Origin of the sequence: Mycobacterium colombiense CECT 3035 (assembly GCF_002105755.1) — a bacterium.
Taxonomy (GTDB): Bacteria; Actinomycetota; Actinomycetes; order Mycobacteriales; family Mycobacteriaceae; genus Mycobacterium; species Mycobacterium colombiense.
In genome coordinates this window covers 2745840-2771805 of sequence record NZ_CP020821.1, presented here as the reverse complement: position 1 = coordinate 2771805, position 25966 = coordinate 2745840, and the positions used below count along the sequence as shown (strand labels likewise).

Annotated in this window: 18 protein-coding genes and 1 pseudogene; 10 read left to right on the top strand and 9 right to left on the bottom strand. The window is 68.0% G+C overall.

The window, feature by feature from the left end; all coding sequences use genetic code 11:
• Positions 1-24 precede the first annotated feature (24 nt).
• From B9D87_RS12645 to B9D87_RS12630, 4 genes are read left to right on the top strand one after another with little or no spacing between them, the layout of a single operon-like run.
• A complete protein-coding gene (locus B9D87_RS12645; RefSeq protein WP_052002558.1) occupies positions 25-912 on the top strand; it encodes a carbohydrate ABC transporter permease in 888 nt (295 codons plus the stop codon).
• Positions 902-1753, top strand: a complete 852-nt coding sequence (locus B9D87_RS12640; protein ID WP_007773737.1) for a carbohydrate ABC transporter permease — start codon at positions 902-904, stop codon at positions 1751-1753. Before B9D87_RS12645 ends, B9D87_RS12640 begins: the two co-directional genes overlap by 11 nt.
• 4 nt (positions 1754-1757) lie before the next feature.
• On the top strand, positions 1758-2936 hold the full coding sequence (locus B9D87_RS12635) for an ABC transporter ATP-binding protein (protein WP_007773738.1): 1179 nt from the start codon (positions 1758-1760) through the stop codon (positions 2934-2936).
• A complete protein-coding gene (locus B9D87_RS12630) occupies positions 2933-3520 on the top strand; it encodes a suppressor of fused domain protein (protein ID WP_007773740.1) in 588 nt (195 codons plus the stop codon). Before B9D87_RS12635 ends, B9D87_RS12630 begins: the two co-directional genes overlap by 4 nt.
• Before the next feature lie 7 nt (positions 3521-3527).
• Here the strand turns inward: B9D87_RS12630 and corA are convergent, their stop codons facing one another.
• Positions 3528-4628, bottom strand: a complete 1101-nt coding sequence (corA, locus tag B9D87_RS12625; protein ID WP_007773741.1) for a magnesium/cobalt transporter CorA — start codon at positions 4626-4628, stop codon at positions 3528-3530.
• Positions 4629-4818: 190 nt separating this feature from the next.
• On the opposite strand from corA, the gene B9D87_RS12620 reads away from it, so the two are divergent.
• The 3 genes and pseudogenes from B9D87_RS12620 to B9D87_RS12610 all read left to right on the top strand — a co-directional run bounded on the left by B9D87_RS12620 (position 4819) and on the right by B9D87_RS12610 (position 7967).
• Entirely contained in the window at positions 4819-5808 is a 990-nt protein-coding gene (locus B9D87_RS12620) for a malate dehydrogenase (RefSeq protein WP_007773742.1), read from the top strand.
• A 94-nt stretch (positions 5809-5902) separates the two neighbouring features.
• Positions 5903-7102 (top strand): NAD(P)-dependent malic enzyme, encoded by a 1200-nt coding sequence (locus B9D87_RS12615; protein WP_007773743.1) that lies wholly within the window; start codon positions 5903-5905, stop codon positions 7100-7102.
• Positions 7099-7967 (top strand): annotated as a pseudogene (locus tag B9D87_RS12610) (glycine betaine ABC transporter substrate-binding protein). The gene B9D87_RS12615 and the pseudogene B9D87_RS12610 overlap by 4 nt, the downstream one beginning before the upstream one ends.
• A 3-nt stretch (positions 7968-7970) precedes the next feature.
• On the opposite strand, the gene B9D87_RS12605 reads toward B9D87_RS12610, so the two are convergent.
• The 4 genes from B9D87_RS12605 to B9D87_RS12590 form a co-directional block, all read right to left on the bottom strand.
• Positions 7971-8822 carry an SDR family NAD(P)-dependent oxidoreductase gene (locus tag B9D87_RS12605; RefSeq protein ID WP_007773745.1) on the bottom strand — a complete coding sequence of 284 codons (852 nt, stop codon included), beginning with the start codon at positions 8820-8822 and terminating at the stop codon, positions 7971-7973.
• Positions 8823-8919: 97 nt separating this feature from the next.
• Positions 8920-9747, bottom strand: a complete 828-nt coding sequence (locus B9D87_RS12600) for an SDR family NAD(P)-dependent oxidoreductase (RefSeq protein ID WP_007773746.1) — start codon at positions 9745-9747, stop codon at positions 8920-8922.
• 91 nt (positions 9748-9838) lie between these two features.
• A complete protein-coding gene (locus B9D87_RS12595) occupies positions 9839-13558 on the bottom strand; it encodes a multifunctional oxoglutarate decarboxylase/oxoglutarate dehydrogenase thiamine pyrophosphate-binding subunit/dihydrolipoyllysine-residue succinyltransferase subunit (RefSeq protein ID WP_007773747.1) in 3720 nt (1239 codons plus the stop codon).
• 234 nt (positions 13559-13792) lie between these two features.
• Positions 13793-14572, bottom strand: coding sequence for a hypothetical protein (locus B9D87_RS12590; protein WP_040631168.1), 780 nt, complete (start codon positions 14570-14572; stop codon positions 13793-13795).
• 271 nt (positions 14573-14843) lie between these two features.
• Here B9D87_RS12590 and B9D87_RS12585 point away from each other — a divergent pair, with 271 nt between their 5' ends.
• A complete protein-coding gene (locus B9D87_RS12585) occupies positions 14844-16829 on the top strand; it encodes an MFS transporter (RefSeq protein WP_040631169.1) in 1986 nt (661 codons plus the stop codon).
• A gap of 5 nt (positions 16830-16834) precedes the next feature.
• On the opposite strand, the gene B9D87_RS12580 is transcribed toward B9D87_RS12585, so the two are convergent.
• Positions 16835-20248: a TM0106 family RecB-like putative nuclease gene (locus B9D87_RS12580; RefSeq protein WP_007773750.1), complete on the bottom strand. Its 3414-nt coding sequence runs from the start codon at positions 20246-20248 to the stop codon at positions 16835-16837.
• A gap of 60 nt (positions 20249-20308) precedes the next feature.
• On the bottom strand, positions 20309-20911 hold the full coding sequence (locus B9D87_RS12575; protein ID WP_040631234.1) for an LppP/LprE family lipoprotein: 603 nt from the start codon (positions 20909-20911) through the stop codon (positions 20309-20311).
• Positions 20912-21009: 98 nt separating this feature from the next.
• Here B9D87_RS12575 and B9D87_RS12570 point away from each other — a divergent pair, with 98 nt between their 5' ends.
• Together B9D87_RS12570 and B9D87_RS12565 are read left to right on the top strand one after the other, a co-directional pair.
• On the top strand, positions 21010-22713 hold the full coding sequence (locus B9D87_RS12570) for a DEAD/DEAH box helicase (RefSeq protein WP_007773752.1): 1704 nt from the start codon (positions 21010-21012) through the stop codon (positions 22711-22713).
• A complete protein-coding gene (locus B9D87_RS12565) occupies positions 22710-23861 on the top strand; it encodes an acyltransferase family protein (RefSeq protein WP_007773753.1) in 1152 nt (383 codons plus the stop codon). Before B9D87_RS12570 ends, B9D87_RS12565 begins: the two co-directional genes overlap by 4 nt.
• A 198-nt stretch (positions 23862-24059) precedes the next feature.
• Here B9D87_RS12565 and B9D87_RS12560 read toward each other — a convergent pair whose 3' ends face one another.
• Together B9D87_RS12560 and B9D87_RS12555 are read right to left on the bottom strand one after the other, a co-directional pair.
• Complete coding sequence (locus B9D87_RS12560) at positions 24060-24641, bottom strand: TetR/AcrR family transcriptional regulator (protein ID WP_007773755.1); 582 nt, start codon at positions 24639-24641, stop codon at positions 24060-24062.
• Positions 24641-25882, bottom strand: coding sequence for a cytochrome P450 (locus B9D87_RS12555; protein ID WP_007773756.1), 1242 nt, complete (start codon positions 25880-25882; stop codon positions 24641-24643). The genes B9D87_RS12560 and B9D87_RS12555 overlap by 1 nt, the downstream gene beginning before the upstream one ends.
• Positions 25883-25966 lie beyond the last annotated feature (84 nt).

Genomic DNA, 25966 nt, shown 5'->3' with positions numbered 1-25966 from the left:
CACACCGCGCGAGCGCCTTTCGCGATGCGACGGTTGCGCGGCCGGCCACCCGAGCAGCGGTTGGCGTTTCTTCTCGTCGCGCCGGCCGCGATCCTGATGGTGGCGGTGACGGCGTATCCGATCGGCTACGCCGTCTGGTTGAGCCTGCAGCGCAACAACCTTGCGGTGCCCAATGACACCGCGTTCGTCGGCCTGAACAACTACGTGACCATCCTGACCGACCGCTATTGGTGGACCGCGCTGGCGGTGACGCTGGGCATCACCGTGGTCTCGGTGTCCCTTGAATTCGTGCTGGGCCTGGCGCTGGCGCTGGTGATGCACCGCACCCTGGTCGGCAAGGGGGTGGTGCGCACCGCGGTGCTGATCCCGTACGGCATCGTCACCGTGGTCGCGTCGTACAGCTGGTATTACGCGTGGACGCCGGGAACCGGCTACCTGGCCGACCTGCTGCCGCAGGGCAGCGCCCCGCTGACCGAACAGATCCCGTCGCTGGCGATCGTCGTCCTCGCCGAGGTGTGGAAAACCACGCCGTTCATGTCGCTGCTCTTGCTGGCCGGTTTGGCGCTGGTTCCGGAGGATCTGCTCAAGGCCGCCCAGGTCGACGGCGCGGGCGCGTGGCGGCGGCTGACCGGAGTGATCCTGCCGATCATCAAACCGGCTGTAGTGGTCGCCTTGTTGTTCCGGACGCTGGACGCGTTTCGCGTCTTCGACAACATCTACGTGATCACCAACGGCGCCAACAGCACCGGATCGGTATCGATGCTCGGCTACGACAACCTGTTCAAGGGCTTCAACGTCGGCCTCGGCTCGGCGATCAGCGTGCTGATCTTCGTGTGTGCCGGTCTGATCGCATGGGTGTTCATCAGGGCGTTCGGCGCGGCGGCGCCCGGGGGTGACGCCGATGCCCGTTAACGGGGCGGGGCTGTCGGCGGGGGCGCGGCGCACCGCGACATGGGCCGTCATCGACACCCTGGTGGTGGTGTATGCGCTTCTTCCGGTGCTGTGGATCTTCAGCCTGTCGCTCAAGCCGAGCTCAACGATCAAGGACGGCAAGCTGATTCCGTCGTCGATATCCCTGGACAACTATCGCGGGATCTTTCGCGGTGACGTCTTCAGTTCGGCACTGATCAACTCCGTCGGGGTCGGTCTGATCACCACCGTGATCGCGGTGACGCTCGGCGCGATGGCGGCGTACGCCGTTGCCCGCCTGGACTTTCCGGGTAAGCGGCTGCTCGTCGGGGTCACCCTGCTGATCACGATGTTTCCCGCGATCTCGCTGGTGACACCGCTGTTCAACATCGAGCGGTTCGTCGGGTTGTTCGACACCTGGCCGGGCCTGATCCTGCCGTACATCACCTTCGCGCTGCCGCTGGCCATCTACACGCTGTCGGCGTTCTTCCGGGAGATCCCTTGGGATCTGGAGAAGGCGGCGAAGATGGACGGCGCGACACCGGCCCAGGCGTTCCGCAAGGTGATCGTGCCGCTGGCGGCGCCCGGCGTGGTGACGGCGGCGATCCTGGTGTTCATCTTCGCCTGGAACGACCTGCTGCTGGCGCTGACGCTGACCGCCACCAAAGCGGCCATCACCGCGCCGGTGGCGATCGTGAACTTCAGCGGCAGTTCCCAGTTCGAGGAGCCGACGGGCTCGATCGCGGCCGGCGCCGTCGTGATCACCGTCCCCATCATCATTTTTGTTCTAATCTTCCAACGACGGATCGTCGCCGGGTTGACCTCTGGCGCGGTGAAGGGATAACTCGATGGCTGAGATCGTGCTGGACCATGTCAGCAAGAGTTACCCCGACGGCGCGACGGCCGTGCTCGACCTGAACCTCACCATCGCCGACGGCGAATTCCTGATCCTGGTGGGCCCTTCCGGCTGCGGCAAGACCACGACGCTGAACATGATCGCCGGTCTCGAGGACATCTCGTCCGGGGAACTGCGCATCGGCGGCGAACGGGTGAACGAGAAGGCGCCCAAGGACCGCGACATCGCGATGGTGTTCCAGTCCTATGCGCTGTACCCGCACATGACGGTGCGCCAGAACATTGCCTTTCCGCTGACGCTGGCCAAGATGAAGAAGTCCGAGATCGCCGAGAAGGTCGAGGAGACCGCGAAAACCCTTGACCTGACCGAACTTCTGGACCGCAAACCATCGCAGCTGTCGGGCGGGCAGCGGCAGCGGGTGGCGATGGGTCGCGCCATCGTGCGCCATCCCAAGGCGTTTCTGATGGACGAGCCGCTGTCGAATCTGGACGCGAAATTGCGGGTCCAGATGCGCGGTGAGATCGCCAGGCTGCAGAAAAGGCTGGGCACCACGACGGTCTACGTCACCCACGACCAGACCGAGGCCATGACGCTGGGCGACCGCGTGGTGGTGATGCATTCCGGTGTCGCGCAACAGATCGGCACCCCCGACGAGCTCTACGAGCACCCGGCCAACCTGTTCGTCGCCGGCTTCATCGGTTCGCCGGCCATGAATTTCTTCCCGGCCACGCTGACGCCAGTCGGGATCAAGCTCCCGTTCGGCGAGGTGATGCTGACACCGGAGGTCCACGAGGTGATCGGTCAGCATCCGGCACCGGCGAACGTCATCGTCGGGGTGCGGCCCGAGCATCTGTCCGACGCCGCGCTGATCGACGGCTACCAGCGCATCAGGGCGCTGACGTTCGAGGTGAAGGTCGACTTGGTCGAGTCGCTGGGCGCGGACAAGTACGTCTACTTCTCCACTTCCGCGTGGGCCGCGCACTCGGCCCAGCTGGACGAGCTGGCCGCCGAGTCCGGCGCCCACGAAAACCAGTTCGTGGCAAGGGTTCCCGCCGAATCGAAGGCGGCGATCGGGCAGTCGATCGAGTTGGCGTTCGACACCAGCAAGCTGGTCGTCTTCGATGCCGACTCCGGGGCGAACCTGACCATCGCGGCGTCGGGGACACCGTGACACAGGACCAACTGCGCGCGCATCTGCGGGCTCACTTCACCGACACCGAGCCCGACGCGGCGAGCGTGACGTTTCTGGGTACAGAGACCATCGAGGTGCTGCGTTTCCGCGAGCCGGACGGGACAGTGCACTACGTCACGCTGGGCTGCTCGCGTCACCCGATGACCGAACCGACGCTGGACCTTGCCGACCCGGTGCGCGGCCCGCGCGCCGAAGTCGTGCTGCGGTTGCGCGATCCCGGTCCGGTCACCGGCCTCGCGCGCAGCCTGGCGATCCTGGCCGCGGCGCCGGCCGTCGACGGTGTGGTGCTGTGCGCCGACGCGCTGGTGGACCTCGGCTCGCCGCTGTGGGCGTCGCCGTCGTCGCGGGTGCCGTTCACCGCTGTCCTGTTGGGCCACAGCGAGATCGGCGATCTGCCGCTGGACCCGCCGCGCGATCCCGTGCAGTTCCTGTCGGCCACGCCCATCACCGCCACCGAAGCCGCGTGGGTGCGGCTCAAGGGTGCCGAGGCGATGCGTCAAGCGTGGGTCAACGACGGGGTCGACGTGCTGGACCCGAATCGCCCTGCCGCACAGCCCGGTTGACGCCCTTCTAGAGCCAGTTGTTGCGGCGGAACTGGAAATACAGTCCCACGCAGGCGACGGTCATCAGTGCCATGATCGCCGGGTAACCCCACGTCCAGTTCAGCTCCGGCATGAAATGGAAGTTCATCCCGTAGATGGCGGCGACCATGGTGGGCACCGCCAAGATACCGGCCCAGGCCGCCATCTTGCGCATGTCGTTGTTCTGCTGCATCCCGACCCGGGCCAGCGCCGCCTGGATCAGCGAGTTGAGCATGTCGTCATAGCTGGCGATGTGTTCGGCGGCCTCGGAGTGGTGGTCGGCGAGGTCGCGCAGGTAGCGCCGCACCTCTTTGGAGATCAAATCCTTGTTCTCCATCTGGATTCGGTGGAACGCCCCGGACAACGGGTTGACGCACCGGCGCAGTTCGACGACCTCACGCTTGAGCAGATAGATGGGTTCGACGTCGAGTTTGCGTCCCGGGGCGAACGCCACCTCCTCGATGCTGTCGATATCGGATTCGACCAGATGGCTTACTTCGAGATAGTGGTTCACCACCTCGTGGGCGATCGCGTGCATCACCGCATACGGTCCCAGCCGTAACTGCTCGGCGTCGGCCTCCATCCGCTTGCGCACGTCGGAGAGCCCGCCATGCTCGCCGTGGCGCACGGTGACCAGGAAGTCCCTGCCGACGAAGACCATCACCTCGCCGGTTTCGACGATCTGGCGGGCCTGGGCCACCGATTCGTGGGGCACGTAGTTGACGGTCTTGAGGACGAGGAACAGCGTCTCGTCGTAACGCTCCAGCTTGGGCCGCTGGTGGGCGCACACCGCGTCTTCCACGGCCAGCGGGTGCAGCCCGAACACGTCGGCCACTTCCTGCATCTCGGACTGGCTGGGTTCGCGCAGGCCGACCCAGACGAACCCGTCGTGCCCCAGCGTTTCGATCTCGCGCACTTTGTCCAGGGCGGCCGCGTAGCCGAGTTTGCCGGGCAGCCGGTGGCCGTCGGCGTAGACGGCGCAGTCGACCAGTGTCTGCTTGGGTGACTCGGGCGCCGGGCCCGGCTTGGGTTGCGGTTCGTGCGCGAGGGGCCGAAGCGCTTCGGGCAAGGCGTCAAATCCTTGGAACACCTCCACCTCCCACCGTGCGCGGATCCGACCAGGCGGTGCTCCATCGTACGCGTCCCGGCTGTTCGAAGCGCGACGATCAGGCGTCGGAAAAGCCCTGGTAGCGGACCGGGGATCGGCGGCCGAGAAGAGTGCGCTAGTTTCGAGCCGAAACCCGAACCTGCACGAACTTCTCCACAAGGAGTAAATCGACGTGAGCGCAAGTCCTCTCAAGGTCGCCGTCACCGGCGCCGCCGGCCAGATCGGCTACAGCCTGTTGTTCCGCCTGGCGAGTGGCTCGCTGCTGGGCCCGGACCGCCCGATCGAGCTGCGCCTCCTGGAGATCGAACCCGCGCTCAAGGCGCTCGAGGGCGTCGTGATGGAGCTGGACGACTGCGCGTTCCCGTTGCTGTCCGGCGTCCAGATCGGCGCGGACGCGAACAAGATCTTCGACGGCGTCAACCTGGCGCTGCTGGTCGGCGCGCGGCCGCGCGGCCCGGGCATGGAGCGCAGCGACCTGCTGGAGGCCAACGGCGCGATCTTCACCGCGCAGGGCAAGGCGCTCAACTCCGTCGCCGCCGACGACGTCCGCATCGGGGTGACCGGCAACCCGGCCAACACCAACGCGCTGATCGCGCTGAGCAACGCCCCCGACATCCCCAAGGAGCGGTTCTCCGCACTGACCCGCCTGGACCACAACCGGGCGATCTCGCAGCTGGCCCACAAGACCGGCGCCAAGGTCACCGACATCAAGAAGATGACGATCTGGGGCAACCACTCGGCCACCCAGTACCCCGACATCTTCCACGCCGAGGTGGGCGGCAAGAACGCCGCCGAGGTGGTCAACGACCAGAACTGGATCGAGAACGACTTCATCCCGACGGTCGCCAAGCGCGGCGCGGCGATCATCGACGCGCGCGGCGCCTCGTCGGCCGCCTCGGCCGCGTCGGCCACCGTCGACGCCGCCCGCTCCTGGCTGCTGGGCAGCCCGGACGGTGACTGGGTGTCGATGGCGGTCTACTCCGACGGCTCCTACGGCGTGCCCGAGGGCATCGTGTCGTCGTTCCCGGTGACCACCAAGGATGGCAACTGGTCGATCGTGCAGGGGCTGGAGATCGACGAGTTCTCCCGCGGCCGCATCGACAAGACCACCGCCGAGCTGGTCGACGAGCGCGCCGCCGTCACGCAACTCAAGCTGATCTAGCGGCGATCCCCAGCGCGACGGGCGCACCGGACCGGTACGTGAGACCTAGCTCACCAATTAGGCCTACTAATGGGTAGTCAGTACCCTGAAGCGCGTGTCCGAATTGCTTGAATCGATACAGACGAAGGCCGAGCAGGGCGTGATCACCGACGCGGAGATCTTCGAGGCACACGTAGGCGGCAAGCTCTCCGTGGGCCTGACGTCCCCGCTGGACACCCAGCGCGCATTGTCGATCGCCTACACCCCGGGCGTGGCGCAGGTCAGCCGGGCGATCGCCGCCGACCATGCGCAGGCGGCCCGCTACACGTGGGCGAACCGGCTGGTGGCCGTGGTCAGCGACGGCAGCGCGGTGCTGGGCCTCGGCGACATCGGGCCCGCGGCGTCGCTGCCGGTCATGGAAGGCAAGTGCGCGCTGTTTCAGGCATACGGTGGGCTGAACGCCATCCCGATCGTGCTGGACACCAAGGATCCCGACGAGATCGTGGAAACCCTGGTGCGCCTGCGCCCGACGTTCGGCGCCGTCAACCTCGAGGACATCTCGGCCCCGCGCTGCTTCGAGATCGAGCGTCGTCTCATCGAGGCGCTGGACTGCCCGGTGATGCACGACGACCAACACGGCACGGCGATCGTGGTGCTGGCCGCCCTGATGGGCGCCAGCAAGGTGCTCGGCCGCGACATGGCCTCGCTGAAGGTGGCGGTGTCCGGAGCCGGCGCGGCTGGTATCGCGTGCACCAATCTCCTTATGGCGATGGGTGTTTCGGATGTCACCGTGCTCGACTCGCGCGGGATCCTGCACACCGGTCGCGACGACATGAACGACGTCAAGGTGGCTCTGGCGCAGCGCACCAACCCCACCGGCCTTACCGGCAGCCTGGCCGAGGCCATTCGGGACGCCGACGTGTTCCTGGGGCTGTCGGGCGGCGTGGTCCGCGAGGAGATGATCGCCACCATGGCGCCGGGCGGGATCGTGTTCGCGCTGTCCAACCCCGATCCGGAGATCCACCCGCAGATCGCGGCCAAGTACGCCGCGGTGGTGGCCACCGGCCGCAGCGATTTCCCGAATCAGATCAACAACGTGCTGGCCTTCCCCGGGGTGTTCCGCGGTGCGCTGGAAGCCGGCGCGCGCCGGATCACCGAGAAGATGATGGTCGCCGCGGCCGAGGCGATCTTCTCCGTCGTCAGCGACGACCTGGCCCTCGACCGGATCGTCCCCAGCCCCCTGGACACCCGGGTCGGGGAAGCGGTCGCGACGGCGGTGGCGCTGGCCACAGAAGTCTCAGATACCGCGGAGTGAGAATCGGCAGGCTGGCGGTGCCGCTGCTCGCCGCCGCGCTGACCGTCGCCGGTTGCGCGACCGACACCGGCGACCGTCGCGCCCGCGCCGAAGTGGTCGTCGGATCCCGGCCTGACGCCGATGCGGCGCTGCTGGCCGGCGTGTACGTCGCCGCCCTGCGGTCCTACGGGTTCGGCGCGCGGGCCGCGACCGCGGCGGACCCCAAGCCGCAGTTGGACTCCGGGGCCTTCACCGTCGTTCCCGCGTTCACCGGCCGCACGCTGCAAGCCCTGCAGCCCGGTGCGACGGCGATGTCGGACAAAGACGTCTACCGCGCGATGATCGCCGCGCTGCCCGAGGGCGTCGTCGCGGGCGACTACACGACCGCCGCCGAAGACAAGCCCGTGTTGCTGGTGAGTCAGCCGACCGCCAAGGCCTGGGGCGGCAGCGATGTCAGTGCCGACCTGAGCACGCTGCCCCGGCACTGCGACGGCCTGGCCGTCGGGACCGTCGCCGGGCATCGGCATCCGTCGACGATCGGCTCCTGCCACCTTCCCGCAGCACGCGAATTTCCGGATGGCGCAACGATGTTCGCCGCAATCCGGGCCGGGCAGGTGACCGCCGGGTGGACCACCAGCACCGATCCCGGCACCCCCGGAGACCTGGTCGCGCTGGCCGACGGCAAGCCCGCCCTGGTCCGCGCCGAGAACGTGGTGCCGCTGTATCGCCGCAACGCGCTCAGCGATCGGCAGTTGCTGGCGATCAACGAGGTGGCCGGTGTGCTGGACACCGCGGCCCTGGTGGAGATGCGCCGCCAGGTCGCCGCCGGCGCCGACCCGCAGGCGGTGGCGGGGGCTGGCTGGCCGAGCACCCGCTCGGCCGGTGACGATCAGCGCTTCGGCATCAGCCGATGCACGGCCTGCTGAAGTCGGCTCATCACGGGCCCGCCCAGCAGTCGGTCGTAGTTCGGCCCGGCGACCCGCACCAGCAGGTCCATCGCCTTGACGTCGGGACCGACCAAAACCCGGGCCTTGTTCTTGCGCACGCCGTCGAGGATCAACTGCGCGGCCCGCTGCGGGGTGGTCTTGGCCTGCTGCTCCTCGAACAGGCTGGCCAGCTCGGCATGGTCGAGTCCCTCGACGCCCGTGGCGTTGCGGGCGAACGCGGTCTTGATGCCGCCCGGATGCACCGTCGTCACCCGCACCGGGTGACCGGCGCGGGCCATCTCCTGATGCAGCGCCTCGGTGAATCCCCGGACGGCGAACTTGGCCGAGACGTAGGCCGCCTGACCGGGCGCGGAGAACAGGCCAAGCGCGCTCGAGATGTTGATGACGTGTCCGTCGCCGGAGGCGATCAGGTGCGGCAGGAACGCCTTGGTGCCGTTGACGACGCCCCAATAGTCGACGTCGATCACCCGCTCGATGTCCTTGAACCGGCTGTCCACGATGGATCCGATGAACGTGATGCCGGCGTTGTTGTAGATCTGGTTGACCTTGCCGAAGTGCTCCTTGACGCCGTCGGCGTAGGCCAAAAACGCTTCGCGCTCGGTGACGTCGAGCCGGTCGGACTTGAACGTCGCGCCGATCGCCGTCAGCTGTTCGGCGGTCTGCGCCAGCCCCGCGGTGTCGACGTCGCTGATGGCCACCCTGGCACCCGCCCGGCCGAGCTCCACGGCCAGCGCCTGGCCGATGCCCGAACCGGCGCCGGTGACGACGGCGACCTTGCCGGCGAACGTATCCATGCAACACTCCCTCGTGGCAGCTTGACCGCTTGACGCTAATCGTTACCAGCGATGCTGGCTACCGCAGTGCGAAATCGTGAATCGGCGGCGCTGCGAGTCACTGCTTGGGCAGCAACCGGCCCATCACCGGCCCGAACAGCCGTTGATAACCCGAACCCGTCAGCCGCACCAGGATGTCCAGCATCTTGGCGTCCGAACCGACCAGCACCCGCGCCTTCTTCTTGCGCACCGCGTCCAGGATGATCTGGGCCGCGCGGTGCGGGGTGGTCTTGGCCAGCCGCTTGTCGAACAATTTGGCCAGCTCGGCCTGGTCCAGACCCTCGGCGGCGGTGGCGTTGCGCGCGATGGCGGTCTTGATGCCACCGGGGTGCACCGTGGTGACGGCCACCGGGTGGCCGGCCGCCCCCATCTCTTGCCGCAGCGCCTCGGTGAAGCCGCGCACGGCGAACTTGGCCGAGTTGTAGGCCGCCTGCCCGGGCACCGAGAACAGCCCGAACACGCTGGACACGTTGATGACGTGTCCATCGCCGGAGGCGATCAGGTGCGGCAGGAACGCCTTGGTGCCGTTGACGACGCCCCAGAAGTCGACGTCCATCACCCGTTCGATGTCCTTGAACTGGCTGACTTCGACGTCGCCGGTGAAGGCGATGCCGGCGTTGTTGTAGATCTGGTTGACCTTGCCGAAGTGCTCCTTGACGCCGTCGGCGTAGGCCAAAAACGCCTCGCGCTCGGTCACGTCGAGCCGGTCGGACTTGAACGACGCGCCGATGGCCTTGAGCTGTTCCTCGGTGTGGGCCAGGCCCTCGATGTCGACGTCGCTGATGGCCACTTTTGCGCCCGAGCGGGCCAACTCCAGGGCCAGCGCCTGCCCGATACCCGAACCCGCGCCCGTCACCACCGCGACCTTGCCGGCGAACCCTTGCATGAGCACCCTTCCTTATCGGCACGTTTGCGTCGAGGCTAGCCGGTACCGGCGGTCCCTGATACCCGCGGGTGGGATCGGCGTGGTCGCCCGGTCAGGCGAAGGCCGTGTCGACGATCTCCTGCTGCTCGACGGCGTGCACTTTCGACGAGCCCGACGACGGGGCCGACATCGCCCGCCGCGAGATCCGCTTGATTCCGGTCAACTTGGCGGGCAGCAACTCGGGCAGCTCGAGCCCGAACCGTGGCCACGCACCCTGGTTGGCCGGTTCCTCCTGCACCCAGAAGTACTGGTCGGCGTTCGGGTAGCGGTCCAGCGTCTCGCCCAGCCGCCGCTTCGGCAGCGGGGCGAGCTGCTCGATCCGCACGATCGCCACGTCGTCGCGGTTGTCCTTGGCCTTGCGGGCCACCAGCTCGTAGTAGAGCTTGCCGCTGGTCAGCAGGACCCGGGTGACCTTGGCGCGGTCACCGATGCCGTCCTCGTACGTCGGCTCCTCGAGCACCGAGCGGAACTTGATCTCGGTGAAGTCCCGGACGTCGCTGACCGCTGCCTTATTGCGCAGCATCGACTTCGGCGTGAACACGATCAGCGGCCGCTGCACGCCGTCGAGCGCGTGCCGGCGCAACAGGTGGAAGTAATTGGACGGCGTCGAGGGCATCGCGATCGTCATCGAACCCTCCGCCCACAGCTGCAGGAAGCGCTCGACGCGGGCCGAGGTGTGGTCGGGGCCCTGGCCCTCGTGGCCGTGCGGCAGCAGCAGCACGACGTTGGACAGCTGGCCCCACTTGGCCTCACCGGAGCTGATGAACTCGTCGATGATCGACTGCGCGCCGTTGACGAAGTCCCCGAACTGCGCCTCCCACAGCACCAGGGCGTCCGGGTTGCCCACCGTGTAGCCGTACTCGAAGCCGACGGCGGCGTACTCCGACAGCGGCGAGTCGTAGACCAGGAACTTGCCGCCGGTGCGGGTGCCGTCGGGGTTCACCGTCAACAGTTGCAGCGGCGTGAACTCTTCGCCGGTGTTGCGGTCGATGATCACCGAGTGCCGCTGCGAGAAGGTGCCGCGCTTGGTGTCCTGGCCGGACAGCCGCACCAGCTTGCCCTCGGCCACCAGCGAGCCCAGCGCCAGCAGTTCGCCGAAGGCCCAGTCGATCTTGCCCTCGTAGGCCATCTCGCGGCGCTTCTCCAGCACCGGCTGCACCCGGGGGTGCGCGGTGAAGCCGTCGGGGGTCGCCAGGAACGCGTCGCCGATGCGCGCCAGCAGCGCCTTGTCCACCGCGGTGGCCAGGCCCGCCGGCAGCATCTGGTCGGCCTCGACCGATTCGCTCGGCAGCGCGCCGTGTTTCTCCAGCTCGCGGACCTCGTTGAACACCCGCTCCAGTTGGCCCTGGTAGTCGCGCAGCGCGTCCTCGGCCTCTTTCATCGAGATGTCGCCGCGGCCGATCAGGGCTTCGGTGTAGCTCTTGCGGACGCCGCGCTTGATGTCGACGACGTCGTACATCGCGGGGTTGGTCATCGACGGGTCGTCGCCCTCGTTGTGGCCGCGCTTGCGGTAGCACAGCATGTCGATGACGACGTCCTTCTTGAACTCCTGCCGGAAGTCGACGGCCAGCTTGGCCACCCACGCGCAAGCCTCCGGGTCGTCGCCGTTGACGTGGAAGATCGGCGCCCCGATCATCTTCGCGACGTCGGTGCAGTATTCGCTGGACCGCGAGTACTCCGGCGCGGTGGTGAAGCCGATCTGGTTGTTGGCGATGATGTGGATGGTGCCGCCGACGCGGTAGCCGGGCAGGTGGGTCATGTTCAGGGTTTCGGCGACCACGCCCTGACCGGCGAACGCGGCGTCGCCGTGCAGCATCATCGGCACCACCGAGAAGGCCTTCTCATCCCCTTGGTCTTCGGCGCCGTGGTCCAGCAGGTCCTGCTTGGCCCGCACCAGGCCCTCGAGCACCGGGTCGACGGCCTCCAGGTGCGACGGGTTGGCGGTCAGCGATACCTGAATGTCGTTGTCGCCGAACATTTGTAGGTATACGCCGGTGGCGCCCAGGTGATACTTGACGTCACCGGAACCGTGCGCCTGCGCCGGGTTGAGGTTGCCCTCGAACTCGGAAAAGATCTGCGAGTACGGCTTTCCGACGATGTTGGCCAGCACGTTGAGCCGGCCGCGGTGCGGCATCCCGATGACCACCTCGTCGAGCCCGTGCTCGGCGCACTGGTCGATCGCCGCGTCCATCATCGGGATGATGCTTTCCGCGCCTTCCAGTGAAAACCGCTTCTGGCCAACGTATTTGGTCTGCAGGAAGGTTTCGAAGGCCTCGGCCGCGTTCAGCTTGCTCAGGATGAATTTCTGCTCGGCCACCGTCGGTTTGACGTGCTTGGTCTCGACCCGCTGCTGCAGCCATTCCTGTTGTGACGGTTCGAGGATGTGGGTGTACTCCACGCCGATGTGGCGGCAGTAGGCGTCGCGCAGCAGACCCAGCACGTCGCGCAGTTTCTTGTATTCACACCCGGCGAAGCCATTGACCTTGAACACCCGGTCCAGGTCCCACAGCGTCAGGCCGTGGTTGAGGATCTCGAGGTCGGGGTGGCTGCGGAACCGGCTGCCGTCCAACCGCAGCGGGTCGATGTCGGCCATCAGGTGACCCCGATTGCGGTAGGCCGCAATCAACTCCATGACCCGGGCGTTCTTGTCGACGATCGAGTCCGGGTTGTCGGTGCTCCAGCGCACCGGCAGATACGGGTTGCCCAGCTCGCGGAAGATCTCGTCCCAGAAGGCGTCCGACAGCAGCATCTCGTGGATGGTGCGCAGGAAATCGCCGGACTCCGCGCCCTGGATGATGCGGTGGTCGTAGGTGGAGGTCAGCGTGATCAGCTTGCCGATGCCCAGCTCGGCGATGCGTTCCTCGCTGGCCCCCTGGAACTCCGCGGGGTACTCCATGGCGCCGACCCCGATGATGGCGCCCTGGCCGTTCATCAGCCGCGGGACCGAGTGCACGGTGCCGATGGTGCCGGGGTTGGTCAGCGAAATAGTCACGCCCGCAAAGTCTTCGGCGGTCAGCTTGCCGTCACGGGCGCGTCGCACGATGTCTTCGTAGGCGGTGACGAACTGCGCGAAGCGCATGGTTTCGCAGCCCTTGATGCCGGCCACCACCAGGGAACGCTTGCCGTCCTTGCCCTGCAGGTCTATCGCCAGGCCGAGGTTGGTGTGCGCAGGCGTCACCGCGGTCGGCTTGCCGTCGACCTCGGCGTAGTGCCGATTCATGTTCGGGAACTTCTTGATCGCCTGCACCAGCGCGTAGCCGAGCAGGTGGGTGAACGAGATCTTGCCGCCGCGGGTGCGCTTGAGTTGGTTGTTGATGACGATCCGGTTGTCGATCATCAGCTTGGCCGGGACGGCGCGGACGCTTGTCGCCGTCGGTACGTCCAGCGACGCCGACATGTTCTTGACGACGGCCGCCGCGGCGCCGCGCAGCGTCTGCAACTCGTCGCCTTCCGCAGGCGGGGGAGTGGGGGCTTTGGCCGGCCGCGCCGCGACCCCATTGCCGGCGGCGGTGCTGGCCGGTGATGTGGCCTTGGCGGGCTCGGTGGCCTGCGGGGCCGCCGCGGCCGGCTTCGCCGGCGCAGGGGTGGCGGCCGCCGGGCCATCAGTGCTGGTCGGGGCGGTCGGCGCGGGCTCGCCGGCGGGCTCGGGGTTGTAGTCGACCAGGAACTCGTGCCAGCTCGGATCGACTGACGAGGGGTCGTCGCGGAACTTGCGGTACATCTCCTCGACCAGCCATTCGTTCTGCCCGAATGGTGAACTTATGTTGCTCACGACCGCAGTTCGCCTCAATCCTTCTGTTCCGCAAGCGCATTCCCGTGGCGCCTGCACCCTTGTCGGCCCCGGACGACCGAACACCTCACACCCAAGGCGGTACCCATTGTTTCCGCCCTATAAAGGCTAACCTTTCGCCGCCGATCCGCCAGGTTGACCGGGGGACGCGGGGACGGCCGGGGGCTAGTCCCGGCTACAACCTAGTGTGGCGACCCGCCGCGCTGGCGATCGCCGCTAGCCGGCCTCGTGAACGGGAGGCACCAGATGCAGCGCGCGTGGCCAGCGCGCCGGCGGGGTGCCGAACGCCCGGTTGGTGTTGCGGATCATCTTCTTGCCGGCGAGGTAGTTGCCGATGGCGCCCACCACGACCCCGATGCCGACCGGCAGCAGTTTGCCGAACAGCAGGGCACCGCGGCGCACGGTGTACTTGCGGACCCACGACTTGAGCAGCCGCGAGTTCAGCTTCGACATCGACGACAGCGGCAGGGCGGCCAGGCTCTCGGAAACCCAGCCGCCGTTGGTGCGGCCCGGGCCGATCAGCTGGGCGACGGCGCGCTCGCTGTTGTCGCCGACCAGGACCGCCAGCACGAGCGCGCGGCGCCGCTCCCGGTTATCGGCCGGAATGTCGTAGACCACCGCCGTCGCCAGCACGAAGAACGCGGTGGCCTCCAGGAATGTCACCGTTTCCGCGGCCGCCGCGGACAGGGCGCTGATCGTGCCGATGCCGGGAACCGTCGCGGCGGCCCCCACGGCAACGCCGCCGGCCGTCACGATCGCCAGGTATCGCTTCTGCAGCTTGGCCATGATCTCCGCCGGGCCGGCATCGGGGTGCGCGTTGCGCAGCCGGGTCACATAGGCCTCGGCGGCCGGGCCCTGGATCCACGAGCTCCGCTCGATGACCTGCGCCAACGCCCGCGCGGACATTTTCGGCCGACCGTTCTTGGCGGTCGGCTGCTGTCCCGTGCTGGACATGGCGAACAACCGGTTCGGCGACTTTTTCCGTCGAGCCCGCATATTTCTCTCCTGCAGATGGCGTTCCCCCAGGCTAACGCGCCCGCAATGAATACTGCCGCGTTATGCGCCCTGACCGGGTCCGTGGCTGCCGGCCTATTGCCTCACCGGGAATAATGCAGCTGGATGTCTGCCACGGCCCGTGCCGTTCGCCGGTCCTCACGCTGTTTACCGCGCCCCGCGCGTGGTGTATCACCGGCGTGAGTGAGGCCGGTCGACCGGCCGGGCCGATACGACTGAACAGCATCGTCGGGAACGAAACGAGGTGGGGTGGATGACCACGGCTGCGCCCCGCACGCCCGCAGGAACGGGCCGCGGGGGACCGGTGCCGGCCCGGGCGGCCCACCGCTGGGACTTTTTCACGCAGAGTTCGCCGCAGTCGCACAATCCCTGGAACCCGCTGTGGGCGATGATGATCGGCTTCTTCATGATCATGGTCGACTCGACCATCGTCGCGATCGCCAACCCGACCATCATGGCCAGCCTGCGGATCGGCTACGACACCGTGGTCTGGGTGACCAGCGCCTACCTGCTGGGCTATGCGGTCGTGTTGCTGGTGGCGGGGCGCCTTGGCGATCGGTTCGGTCCCAAGAACCTGTACCTGTTCGGCCTGGTCGTGTTCACCGCTTCCTCGGTGTGGTGTGGGCTGGCCGGCAGCGCCGCGATGCTGATCGCGGCGCGCGTCGTGCAGGGCGTCGGCGCAGGGCTGCTCACCCCGCAGACCCTGTCGACCATCACCCGGATCTTCCCGTCGGAGCGGCGCGGCGTCGCGGTCAGCCTGTGGGGCGCCACCGCCGGCGTGGCCAGCCTGGTGGGCCCGCTGGCCGGAGGTGTCCTGGTCGACGGGCTGGGCTGGCAGTGGATCTTCTTCGTCAACGTCCCCATCGGGGTCATCGGGCTGGTGTTGGCGTATTGGCTGGTTCCAGTGCTGCCCACCCAGTTGCACCGCTTCGACCTGATCGGGGTCGCGCTGTCAGGCATCGGGATCTTCCTGATCGTGTTCGGGCTGCAGCAGGGGCAGGCCGCGCACTGGCAGCCGTGGATCTGGGCATTGATCGTCGCAGGCGTCGGGTTCATGACGGCCTTCGCGTTCTGGCAGGCGCTGAACGCCCACGAGCCGCTCATTCCGCTGATCATCTTCGGCGACCGCGACTTCAGCCTGTGCAACGCCGGCGTCGCCATCATCTCGTTCACCGCGACGGCGATGATGCTGCCGCTGACGTTCTACGCGCAGGCCGTGTGCGGCCTGTCGCCGACGCGGTCGGCCCTGCTGATCGCGCCGATGGCGATCGCCAACGGTGTCTTCGCGCCGTTCGTCGGCAAGATCGTCGACAAATACCATCCGCAACCGGTGCTCGGCTTCGGCTTCTCGGTGCTGGCGATCGCGCTGACCTGGCTGACCTTCGAGATGCTGCCGACGACACCGATCTGGCGGCTGGTGTTGCCGTTCTTCGCGATGGGTGTCGGGATGGCGTTCGTGTGGTCGCCGCTGACCGCGACCGCGACGCGCAACCTGCCGCCACACCTGGCCGGCGCGGGCTCGGCCGTATACAACTCCGTGCGCCAGCTCGGCGCGGTCCTCGGCAGCGCAGGCATGGCCGCGTTCATGACGTGGCGGATCACCGCCGAGATGCCGCGGCAGCCGTCCGGGGACGCCACCGGCGAGGACGCGATCGCCTTGCAGTTGCCCGGGTTTCTGCGCGAACCGTTCTCGGCCGCGATGTCACAGTCGGTGCTGCTGCCGGCGTTCATCGCGTTGTTCGGCATCGTCGCCGCGCTGTTCCTGGTGGGCTCCGCGCCCCGGGCGGACAAGGGCGACGGCAGGGGCGGCGACGATCCGCTGGGCCCCGACGACGTCGTCGACGACGACTATGACGACGACCAGTACGTGGAATTCGTCCTGGTGCGCGAACTCGACGCCCAGCGGGCACTCGATCCCGAGCCGCCCCGACGGCCGGCCGAACGCCCCCGCCCGTCGTCCACCGCGGTACCGCGGCACGGTCCTGCCGCGCAGGTTCCACCAATCGGATCCGCCCACAACGGGTCTCACGTGGACGGCGGCAAGCGCCTCCGCCAGGTGGCGGTGCGGCGCTCACCCAGATCCGCGCCGCCGGGCGATCGGCCGACCCGGCCACCGCGCCGACACCACAACGGCTCGGCGGGACTTCACCTCAGCGACGGTGAATCGCTGCGCGGGCACCACCGATCCGATCCGGACGACGACCCCACCGGTTCGGGCCGGCACTCCTCAACCGGCTAGGTCGGTCACCGCAGGTCGGGCTGCGTGAGCGCCAGGAATGCGCCCAGGTCGATCAGGCCCGCCGGTGTGGCGGGCAGATACTCCGTCAGCGACGGGGAGCGCACGAGCACCGCGGCGTACTGGGCGCGGCTCACCGCGACATTGAGCCGATTCCTGTTGAGCAGGAAGGAGATTCCGCGGGGCACCACGTCCATTGATGACACCGTCATCGAGACGAAGACCACCGGTGCCTGTCCGCCCTGGAATTTGTCGACGGTCCCGACCCGCACCCCATCGAGCCTCGCCGCGGCCAACCGGCGACGCAGCAGCGCCACCTGGGCGTTGTAGGGGGCCAGCACCAGCACGTCGGCGGCGGTCAGTGCCCGGGTGCCGTGTTCGTCGGTCCACGCCGCGCCGAGCAGCCGGGTGATCTCGGCGACGATCGCGTCGGCCTCCTCGGGACTCTCGGTCGAATTACCTTGGTGCTCAACCGAAAGCAGCCGAACGCCGGGCAGATACCCGTCGAGGTGGCGGGCGGCGGTGCAGTCGTGGGGATGCAGTCTGTCCTCGTACGACAGCGCCGAAACCGCCGCGCAGACCGCCGGATGCATGCGGTAGGAGAGATCCAGGAAGTAGCCACGCTCGTCGGGCAGGGTGCGCTGACCATCGACCAACCACTCCAGCGCGGACGTGTCCACCGGCTCCGGGTGGGTGCCCTGGCTGACCTGCGGCAGCTGCTGGGGATCCCCGAGCAGCAGCAGGTTGGCGGCGGCAGGGGCCACGGCGATGGTGTTGGCCAGGCAGAATTGGCCGGCTTCGTCGATCACCAGCAGATCCAGGCTCCCGGGCGGTATCCGGTTGGCGTTCGCGAAATCCCATGCCGTTCCGCCGATCACGCATCCGGGCGTGTCGGCGAGGAACGCGGCGTAGGTGCCACCGTCGATTTCCCGCCAGCGCGGCGCCCGGTGGTCGTTGCGCTTCTTCGCGATCCGCTGCGGATCCAGTCCGGCGTCGATCACGCAATCCAGCACGTTCTCCACGGTGGCGTGCGACTGCGCGACGACGCCGACACGCCAGGCGTGATTGGTGACCAGGTCGTGGATCACGCGGGCGGCGGTGTGCGTCTTTCCGGTGCCGGGCGGCCCGTGCACCGCCAGGTAGGACGAGTCCAGATCCAATAGCGCCGAGGTGATGTCGGCGACGGCGTCGCCGCTTCGTGGCAGGGCGGCGCCACTGCGTGCGCGGGGCGCGCGGCGCAACAGCACGTCGACGATCGCGCTGTCCGGCAGTCCCGGCAATCCGGCGGCCACCGCGGCGGCGGTCGCCTCGATCGAATCCCGCAGGGCCGTCGTCGGGATCGGCGGCCCGGGCGTCAGCGCGAACGGCATCTGGTGAAAGGTGTTGCCGTCACCGCCAACTCGCTCGAGAACGACCACTTCGCCGGGCACGGCCGGATCGTCGGCCTCGACGACCGAGGCCCGTCCGGCCGCCCGCCGGTCCGGGTTGTCGGTCATGCCGGGCGGCGCCGGCGGCTGGTAGAGCGCAAAGACGTCGGTCTTCAAGTCGCCGCGCGCCAGCTCGCCGCGCAGCAGTAGCCGCCGCTGCGGTTTGCGCGCGCGGGGCGGCGTGTGCCAGTCGACGACGAGAGACGCCTGGTCGATGACGAACACATCGGTATTGTCCGCCCATTCCTCGATGGGAAAGTTCAGCCGGTCGAAATGCGCCCACCAAAAGGGTTTGTCCTCGCGTCGGTGGTAGCCGCGCGCCGCGGCCAGCAGCGCCACCGCCGTCTGCGGCGCGGTGCGGTCGTCGACGCCGGCGGTTCCGGTGAAGTCCGCCAAGGTCACGGCGAGCTCGTCGCGGTCGTCGACGGTGTTGCCGTCGGGCACCGGCTGGGCGCCGATCGGTACCACGCCGGATTCGTAGGCGCGCAACATCAGCCAGTTCCGCAGCTCCTGAGTCGACCGGCAGTCGTAGTGGTTGTAGTCCTCGATCTCCTTGAGCACCGATGCGGCCTCGTCGCCGCGGCCGTCCCCCTGGAGTTCGCAGTACCGGGCGTAGGAGGTGATCGACCCGGTGGCCGTGGTGACATCCCCCGCGCGCAATTGTGACCCCATGTACAGCGGTTCCAGCGCCTTGAGGCTGACCGACTCCGCGCCCACGCGAATGCTCCTGCGTACCAACGGGTAAAGGTCGACCAGCGTACCGCTGCGCAGCAGTTCGTCGACTTCGTCCTCGCCCACCCCGTAGCGCCCGGCGAGCCGCAACAACGCGGTCTTCTCGTAGGGCGCGTAGTGATAGATGTGCATGTTGGGGCGGCGCTTGCGGCGTTTGGCCACCAGCGCCAGAAAGTCGATCAGCGCCTTGCGTTCGTCGGCCCGGTTGTGCGCCCACAGCGGGCGGAACTTGCCGGTGGGCCCGGCCTCCAAGACTCCGAACAGGTACTCCAGGCCCCACTCGCGCCCGTCGGTGGTCCACAGCGGGTCGCCTTCGAAGTCGAAGAACAGGTCCCCCGGATCGGGCTCGGGCAGCAGGGCCAGCGGCTGCGCGTCGATGACCTGGACCTGGGGAACGCCGGTTTCGCGTTGGCGCACTTGCAGTTTCGCCTGGATGGTCAGATTGTTCAGCACGGTGGGCGCCAGGTCGGGCACCGGTCCGCGATGATCGGCCAGCTCGGCGACCGTGCTGATACCCGCGTCAAAGAGCTTGTCCCGCTGGCTCACTCGCATCCCGGCGACCAAGAGAACGTCGTCGGCCGCCCGCAGCTGTTCGACGCACAACGGACAGTGGAAGCACGCCGCGACGCCCTCGTCGTCCCAGCGGACCGCCGCGCCGCCCGCGAAGTGCTCATCGAGGAGGCGCTGCAGCCGGGCCCGCTGGGAGCGGTACACCGGGACCAGGTCGCACAGGCGGTGCCGCACCGCGGTGCCGTCGCCAAGCCGCAGCTCGGCCTCCGGTGCGACCGGGATGCCGGCCGCGGCCAACGCGTCGGCGTACGCGGCCAGCTGCAGCAACGCGGTGACCTTGGCCGAGCGGGCCAGCTTGGTGTCGACGATGCGGTACCGGTCGCCGTCGCGCACCAGGAAGTCGGCGAAGCCGACGAAGCGGCCGTCGAACATGGCTGCCTGGTACACCACGGGCGCGCGGCCGGCGACGGCGCGGCGGGTGGCGTCGGCGGCCGCCGTCAGGCCGGCGGGCGTGTAGGCCGGGCGGCCGATGACCGCGACGGCCTGGCCGAACCGATCGCGCAACGCGGCAAGTTCGCGCCGCTCGTGGTCGCTACCGAGCTCGGCCGTCCGCGCGAGCAGTTCGTCCTCGACGCTGGCGGCGGGCCCGCGGCCCAGCTTCGCGTCGAAGTCTCGCAGCAGCGCGAATTCGCAGCGTGCGGCGGCGGCAAGATCCGATGCGCTGTACACGATGCTGTCGCCGCAGACCAACACTGGAGCCACTGTAGGTCAGCGCTCCGACAGGTGGGCCGCACGCGGGGTGCGTGCCCGCGATCAGTGGGCGGGGGTGTTGCCGATGAGTTCGACCGCGTTGCCGTTCCAGTGGAATTTCACGTCGGTGTTCAGGCCGTTGATCCCGCCGGGATAGGTCAGCGCCACGGTGTCACCCGTCGTTTGCGCCGGGTCAACGCCGTTGAATCCGTAGGTGTCGGGTACGCCCTGCGGGATGAACTGGCCGAGGTGAAACAGCACCGCACGCGTGGTCGGAGCGACCGCGTTGGTGTTGGCCTTGATGATGATCGCCGACAGCTGCGCGCACTGGTTGTAGTTGCCGGCCAGCGGCTCGGGGTTCCAGGGCTGCTGGCTGCGCGGGTCGCGGGGCAGCTCGGAGACCACCTTCGCGATGGTGGGCGACGCGAGGTTGACCGCGCACGGATCGGTGGGCGGGGCGTTGCCGGGTGGGGCGGCGGCCGACGGCGTGGCCGGGGCCGTGATTGACGCGGTCTCCGACGTCCTGGCCTGCGGCGTCTTGGCGACGGTAGAGTCCCCCGAACCGCATCCGGTCAACGTGAAGGCGATGAGAGCGACAGCGGCCGAGCCGGTCAGTGGCTCGGTACGACATGGCAACGACCACACATCTGGGCACCGTACCGTCATCGGGTCCGGGGCCGTGGCAGGCATGGCCGGGTGTGCTGATCATCACCGGATGCGCTCAGCTCCGCTGAGCTCGCGATCACCACTAGACTCCTTGGACGATGACCCTCTCGGACAGCTCGACTGAGGCTGCCTCTACGACGTTTGCCGACCTGCAGATCAATCCCTCGGTCCTGCGGGCGATCGCCGACGTCGGCTACGAGTCGCCCACCGGCATTCAGGCCGCGACCATCCCGGCGCTGATGGCGGGCTCCGACGTCGTCGGGCTGGCCCAGACCGGCACCGGCAAGACCGCCGCCTTCGCGATCCCGATCCTGTCCAAGATCGACGTCACCAGCACGGCCACCCAGGCGCTGGTGCTCGCCCCCACCCGGGAACTGGCCCTGCAGGTGGCCGAGGCGTTCAGCCGGTATGGGGCGCACCTGCCCAAGATCAACGTGCTGCCGATCTACGGCGGCTCCTCCTACAGCGTCCAGCTGGCGGGCCTGCGCCGCGGCGCCCACGTGGTGGTCGGCACGCCGGGCCGGGTCATCGACCACCTCGAGCGCGGGACGCTGGACCTGTCCCACGTCGACTACCTCGTTCTCGACGAGGCCGACGAGATGCTCACCATGGGCTTCGCCGAAGAAGTCGATCGCATCCTGTCCGAAACCCCGGAGTACAAACAGGTGGCGCTGTTCTCCGCCACCATGCCGCCCGCGATCCGCAAGATCACCACCAAGTACCTGCACGACCCGCTCGAGGTCAGCACCAAGGCGAAAACCGCCACCGCCGAGAACATTTCGCAGCGTTACATCCAGGTCGCCGGCCCGCGCAAGATGGACGCGCTGACCCGGGTACTGGAAGTCGAGCCGTTCGAGGCGATGATCGTCTTCGTCAGAACCAAACAGGCCACCGAGGAAGTCGCCGAAAGGCTAAGGGCCCGGGGCTTCTCCGCGGCCGCCATCAACGGGGACATCCCGCAGGGCCAGCGCGAGCGCACCGTCGCCGCCCTGAAGGACGGCAGCATCGACATCCTGGTCGCCACCGACGTGGCCGCGCGCGGGCTGGACGTGGAGCGGATATCGCACGTCCTCAACTACGACATCCCGCATGACACCGAGTCGTACGTGCACCGGATCGGCCGCACCGGCCGGGCCGGACGTTCGGGAACCGCGCTGCTGTTCGTCTCGCCGCGCGAGCGCCACCTGCTCAAGGCGATCGAAAAAGCCACGCGCCAAACGCTTACCGAGGCCGAACTGCCCACCGTCGAGGACGTCAACGCGCAACGGGTGGCCAAGTTCGCCGACTCCATCACCACCGCGCTCGGCTCGCCCGGAATCGAGCTGTTCCGCAAGTTGGTCCAGGATTACGAACGCGAGCATGACACCCCGATGGCCGACATCGCCGCCGCGCTCGCATTGCAGTCCCGCGACGGCGAGGAATTCCTGATGGCGCCCGAACCGCCGCCGGAGCGGCGCGAGCGGCGCACCGAACGTCGCGAGCGTCCCGAAAGGCCACGGAGTGCAAAGCCTTTGGCCACCTATCGCATCGCGGTGGGCAAGCGGCACAAGATCGGCCCGGGTGCGATCGTCGGCGCCATCGCCAACGAGGGAGGGCTGCACCGCAGCGATTTCGGCCATATCGCGATCGGGCCGGATTTCTCGCTGGTGGAGTTGCCGGCCAAGTTGCCCAAGTCGACATTCAAAAGGCTTGAGAACACCCGTATTTCGGGGGTATTGATCAACCTTCAGCCGGAGCGCTCGTCGGCCGGCAAGCCTCGCGGCCGAGACGGCGGGAAGCCGCGCAGGAAACACGGCGGATGACGCTGTCGGAAGAGCAAGACGCCCAGGGCGGGCTCGAGCAGACCTCTCGCGTCGACCGGATCGCCTCGCTGACCGGGATCCGTGCCGTCGCCGCGCTCCTCGTCGTCGGCACCCACGCGGCCTACACCACGGGCAAATACACGCACGGCTATTGGGGCCTGGTCGGTTCCCGGATGGAGATCGGCGTGCCGATCTTCTTCGTGCTCTCCGGCTACCTGTTGTTCCGCCCGTGGGTGAAGTCCGCGGCGAGAAGCGGCGCAGCGCCGTCGCTGAGTCGCTATGCGTGGCACCGGGTTCGGCGCATTATGCCCGCCTACGTGATCACCGTGTTGTTCGCCTACGTGCTGTACCACTACCGCGACGCCGGGCCGAATCCCGGACACAGCTGGCTCGGGCTGGCGCGCAACCTGACGCTGACCCAGATCTACTGCAACGGCTACCTGGGCAAGTATCTGCACCAGGGCCTGACGCAGATGTGGAGCCTGGCGGTGGAGGGCTCGTTCTACGTCATCCTTCCGCTGCTGGCCTACCTGCTGCTGGTGGTGATCTGCCGACGGCAGTGGCAGCCGAAGCTGGTGCTGGGCGCCCTGGCGGGCTTGGCGTTGCTCAGCCCTGCGTGGCTGGTGCTGGTGCACACCGATCACTGGTTTCCCGACGGAGCCCGGCTGTGGCTGCCCACCTACTTGGCCTGGTTCCTCGCCGGGATGATGCTGACCGTGCTGCAGGAAATGGGGGTGCGCGGCTACGGATTCGTGGCCATACCGCTGGCCGTCATCTGCTACTTCATCGCGTCCACGCCCATCGCCGGCGCGCCCACGACGTCCCCGGCGACGCTGAGCGAGGCGTTGTTCAAGACGTGCTTCTACGCCGTCATCGCCGCGCTGGCGGTGGCACCCCTGGCTCTGGGCGGCGCTCCCGATGCCCAAGGCTGGTATTCGCGGCTTTTGGCCAGCCGCCCGATGGTGTGGCTGGGGGAGATCTCCTACGAGATCTTCCTGATCCACCTGATCACCATGGAATTCGCGATGGACTACATCGTCGGCGCGCGCGTCTACACCGGCTCGATGCTGTACCTGTACGTCGCGACGCTGGTGGTGACGATTCCGCTGGCGTGGCTGCTGCACCGGTTCACCCGTGTGCGGGACTGAGCCGGCCGGCCGTCGGGGCGCAGCCGGACGCCGCCGTGCGGTAACACCGGCCCCGGGAATCCCTCCGCGGCTGGAGAGGCGATTTGCCCGCCTCACAGCGACAACTTCGTTTATGGGTGTGACCTGCGGGAACAGGTTGTCGCTCGGAGGCGGGCACTTGCAACAGTGGTTGCGGGCGGCCCGGCGTGAAGCGCGCGCTTAACCGCGCGCGGACACCGGCGTCACGATCGGGACGACGAATTCTTCGATCATCGCTCGCTCCTCGTCTTCGTCGCGGCCCGGGTGGGTCAGCAGCGAAACGATCACGCGCACCATCCAGCGGCCGCGACGTTCGATGACGGCGGGATCGTCGGGTCCCAGCGAATGCAGGAACGCCACCGCCAACGCCGCGATGACGTCGGAATGTCCGGCCAGCTCGCCACCCACCGGCGGGCGGGTGGTGGCAAACCAGGACGCCAGCGCGGGGCTCTCGCGCACCATCCGCAACGTGACCAGGACGCTGGCGACCAGCCGCTCGCGCGGGTCCTCGATATCGCCGGTGCGCGCGATGATCTCGCGGCCCAGCCGGTGGGTTTCGCGGTGCACATAGGCGGTGCGCAGCGCGTCGCGGTTCTCGAAATACCGGTACAGCGTGGCTCGTGAACAGCCTGCCGCGCGGGCGATTTCGTTCATGCCGATCGAGCCCGAGTCGCGCTGGGTGTACAGCCGCTCGGCGGCGTCGAGGATCCGGTCGGCGGCCGCCTCGGTGCGGTGCGTGCCCAGCCAGTCGTTTCCGGGCATCAGGATTTCACCCGGATGGGCACCGACAGCGGGCGCCGGACGTAACTGCCGCCGGCCCAGACGATGCCGGATTCGTCCACGTCGAAGTCCGGGCAGCGCGCCATCAGTTCGGTCAGCGCAACGCAGGACTGCATCCGGGCCGCGGCCGCGCCCAGGCAATGGTGTGCGCCGTGGCTGAACGTCAGGATGTTGCGCGGGCAACGGGTCAGGTCGAGTTCGCCTGCATCCGAACCATATTGGCGTTCGTCACGATTGGCCGACCCGTACAGCAGCAACACCCGGCGCCCGGCCGGGATGGTCGTCTCGCCGACGGTCACGTCCCGGGTCGTCGTGCGGGCCAGTCCCTGCACCGGTGAGGTCATCCGCAGCAGTTCCTCGACCGCGTCGGGAACGCGGCCCGGGTCATTCACCAGCAGCCGACGTTGGTCGGGCCGTTGGTGCAACAGCGGCATCGAGCCGCCGAGCATGCCGGTGACGGTGTCGTTGCCGCCGGTGACCATGGTGAACGTGAACGCCAGGATCGACAGGGTGCCGGCGACGTCCCCGTCGGCGCCCACCCCGGCGGCCACCAGGTGCGAGATGGTGTCATCCTCGGGCTCGGTCCGGCGCCGTTCGATCAGCGCGGTGAAGTAGGCCATCATCGACCCGACCGCGTCGCCCACGGTTTCCAGCGCGCCCGCGACCCCGCCCTCGGCGGTGTTAGCCGCGACGATCGCCTGGGTCCAGCCGTCGAACTGGGCCCAATCCTCTTCCGGGACACCGAGATAGTGGGCGACCACCATCGACGGCAGCGGTTTGAACAACTCCGCGACGATGTCACCGCCGCCATTGGAGCGCAACCCCTCGATGCGCTCCACGACGAACTCCCGGACCTTGGGCTCCACCGCCTCGACCTGTCGCGGGGTGAAGCCACGCGACACCAGCTTGCGGAACTGCGTGTGCACCGGGGGATCCTGCATGACAAACGGTGGATTTTCCTGCAGCCCAATCATTTCCAGGTCACCGTAGTTGACGGTCAATCCCTGTGCCGAGGAATAGGTTTCGTGATCGCGGGCGGCGGCCCACACATCGGCGTGCCGGGAGAGCACGTAGTAGTCATCCTCGGGGTGCTTCGCCGGAATGACGTGGTGCACCGGATCGTGATCGCGTAGAGCGCGGTACATCGGCCACGGGTTCGGCCACGTGTCGGCGGTGGCGAGCTGGAACTTCACCGGGGCTTCGTGAGACACAACAGCAGCCATGTCTCATTCGTACGACATGAGTGGTCATATGTCAACCATGGGCGACGCCGACTTCCCGGTCCAGCCGGGCGGTCGGCAGCGACG

Coding starts and splice junctions, on each gene's coding strand:
- B9D87_RS12570 (WP_007773752.1), top strand. CDS start 21,010: ATGACCCTCTCGGACAGCTCGACTGAGGCTGCCTCTACGACGTTTGCC.
- B9D87_RS12555 (WP_007773756.1), bottom strand. CDS start 25,882: ATGGCTGCTGTTGTGTCTCACGAAGCCCCGGTGAAGTTCCAGCTCGCC.
- B9D87_RS12605 (WP_007773745.1), bottom strand. CDS start 8,822: ATGGATACGTTCGCCGGCAAGGTCGCCGTCGTCACCGGCGCCGGTTCG.
- B9D87_RS12640 (WP_007773737.1), top strand. CDS start 902: ATGCCCGTTAACGGGGCGGGGCTGTCGGCGGGGGCGCGGCGCACCGCG.
- B9D87_RS12645 (WP_052002558.1), top strand. CDS start 25: ATGCGACGGTTGCGCGGCCGGCCACCCGAGCAGCGGTTGGCGTTTCTT.
- B9D87_RS12560 (WP_007773755.1), bottom strand. CDS start 24,641: ATGCCCGGAAACGACTGGCTGGGCACGCACCGCACCGAGGCGGCCGCC.
- B9D87_RS12635 (WP_007773738.1), top strand. CDS start 1,758: ATGGCTGAGATCGTGCTGGACCATGTCAGCAAGAGTTACCCCGACGGC.
- B9D87_RS12600 (WP_007773746.1), bottom strand. CDS start 9,747: ATGCAAGGGTTCGCCGGCAAGGTCGCGGTGGTGACGGGCGCGGGTTCG.
- B9D87_RS12575 (WP_040631234.1), bottom strand. CDS start 20,911: ATGACGGTACGGTGCCCAGATGTGTGGTCGTTGCCATGTCGTACCGAG.
- B9D87_RS12585 (WP_040631169.1), top strand. CDS start 14,844: ATGACCACGGCTGCGCCCCGCACGCCCGCAGGAACGGGCCGCGGGGGA.
- B9D87_RS12565 (WP_007773753.1), top strand. CDS start 22,710: ATGACGCTGTCGGAAGAGCAAGACGCCCAGGGCGGGCTCGAGCAGACC.
- B9D87_RS12590 (WP_040631168.1), bottom strand. CDS start 14,572: ATGCGGGCTCGACGGAAAAAGTCGCCGAACCGGTTGTTCGCCATGTCC.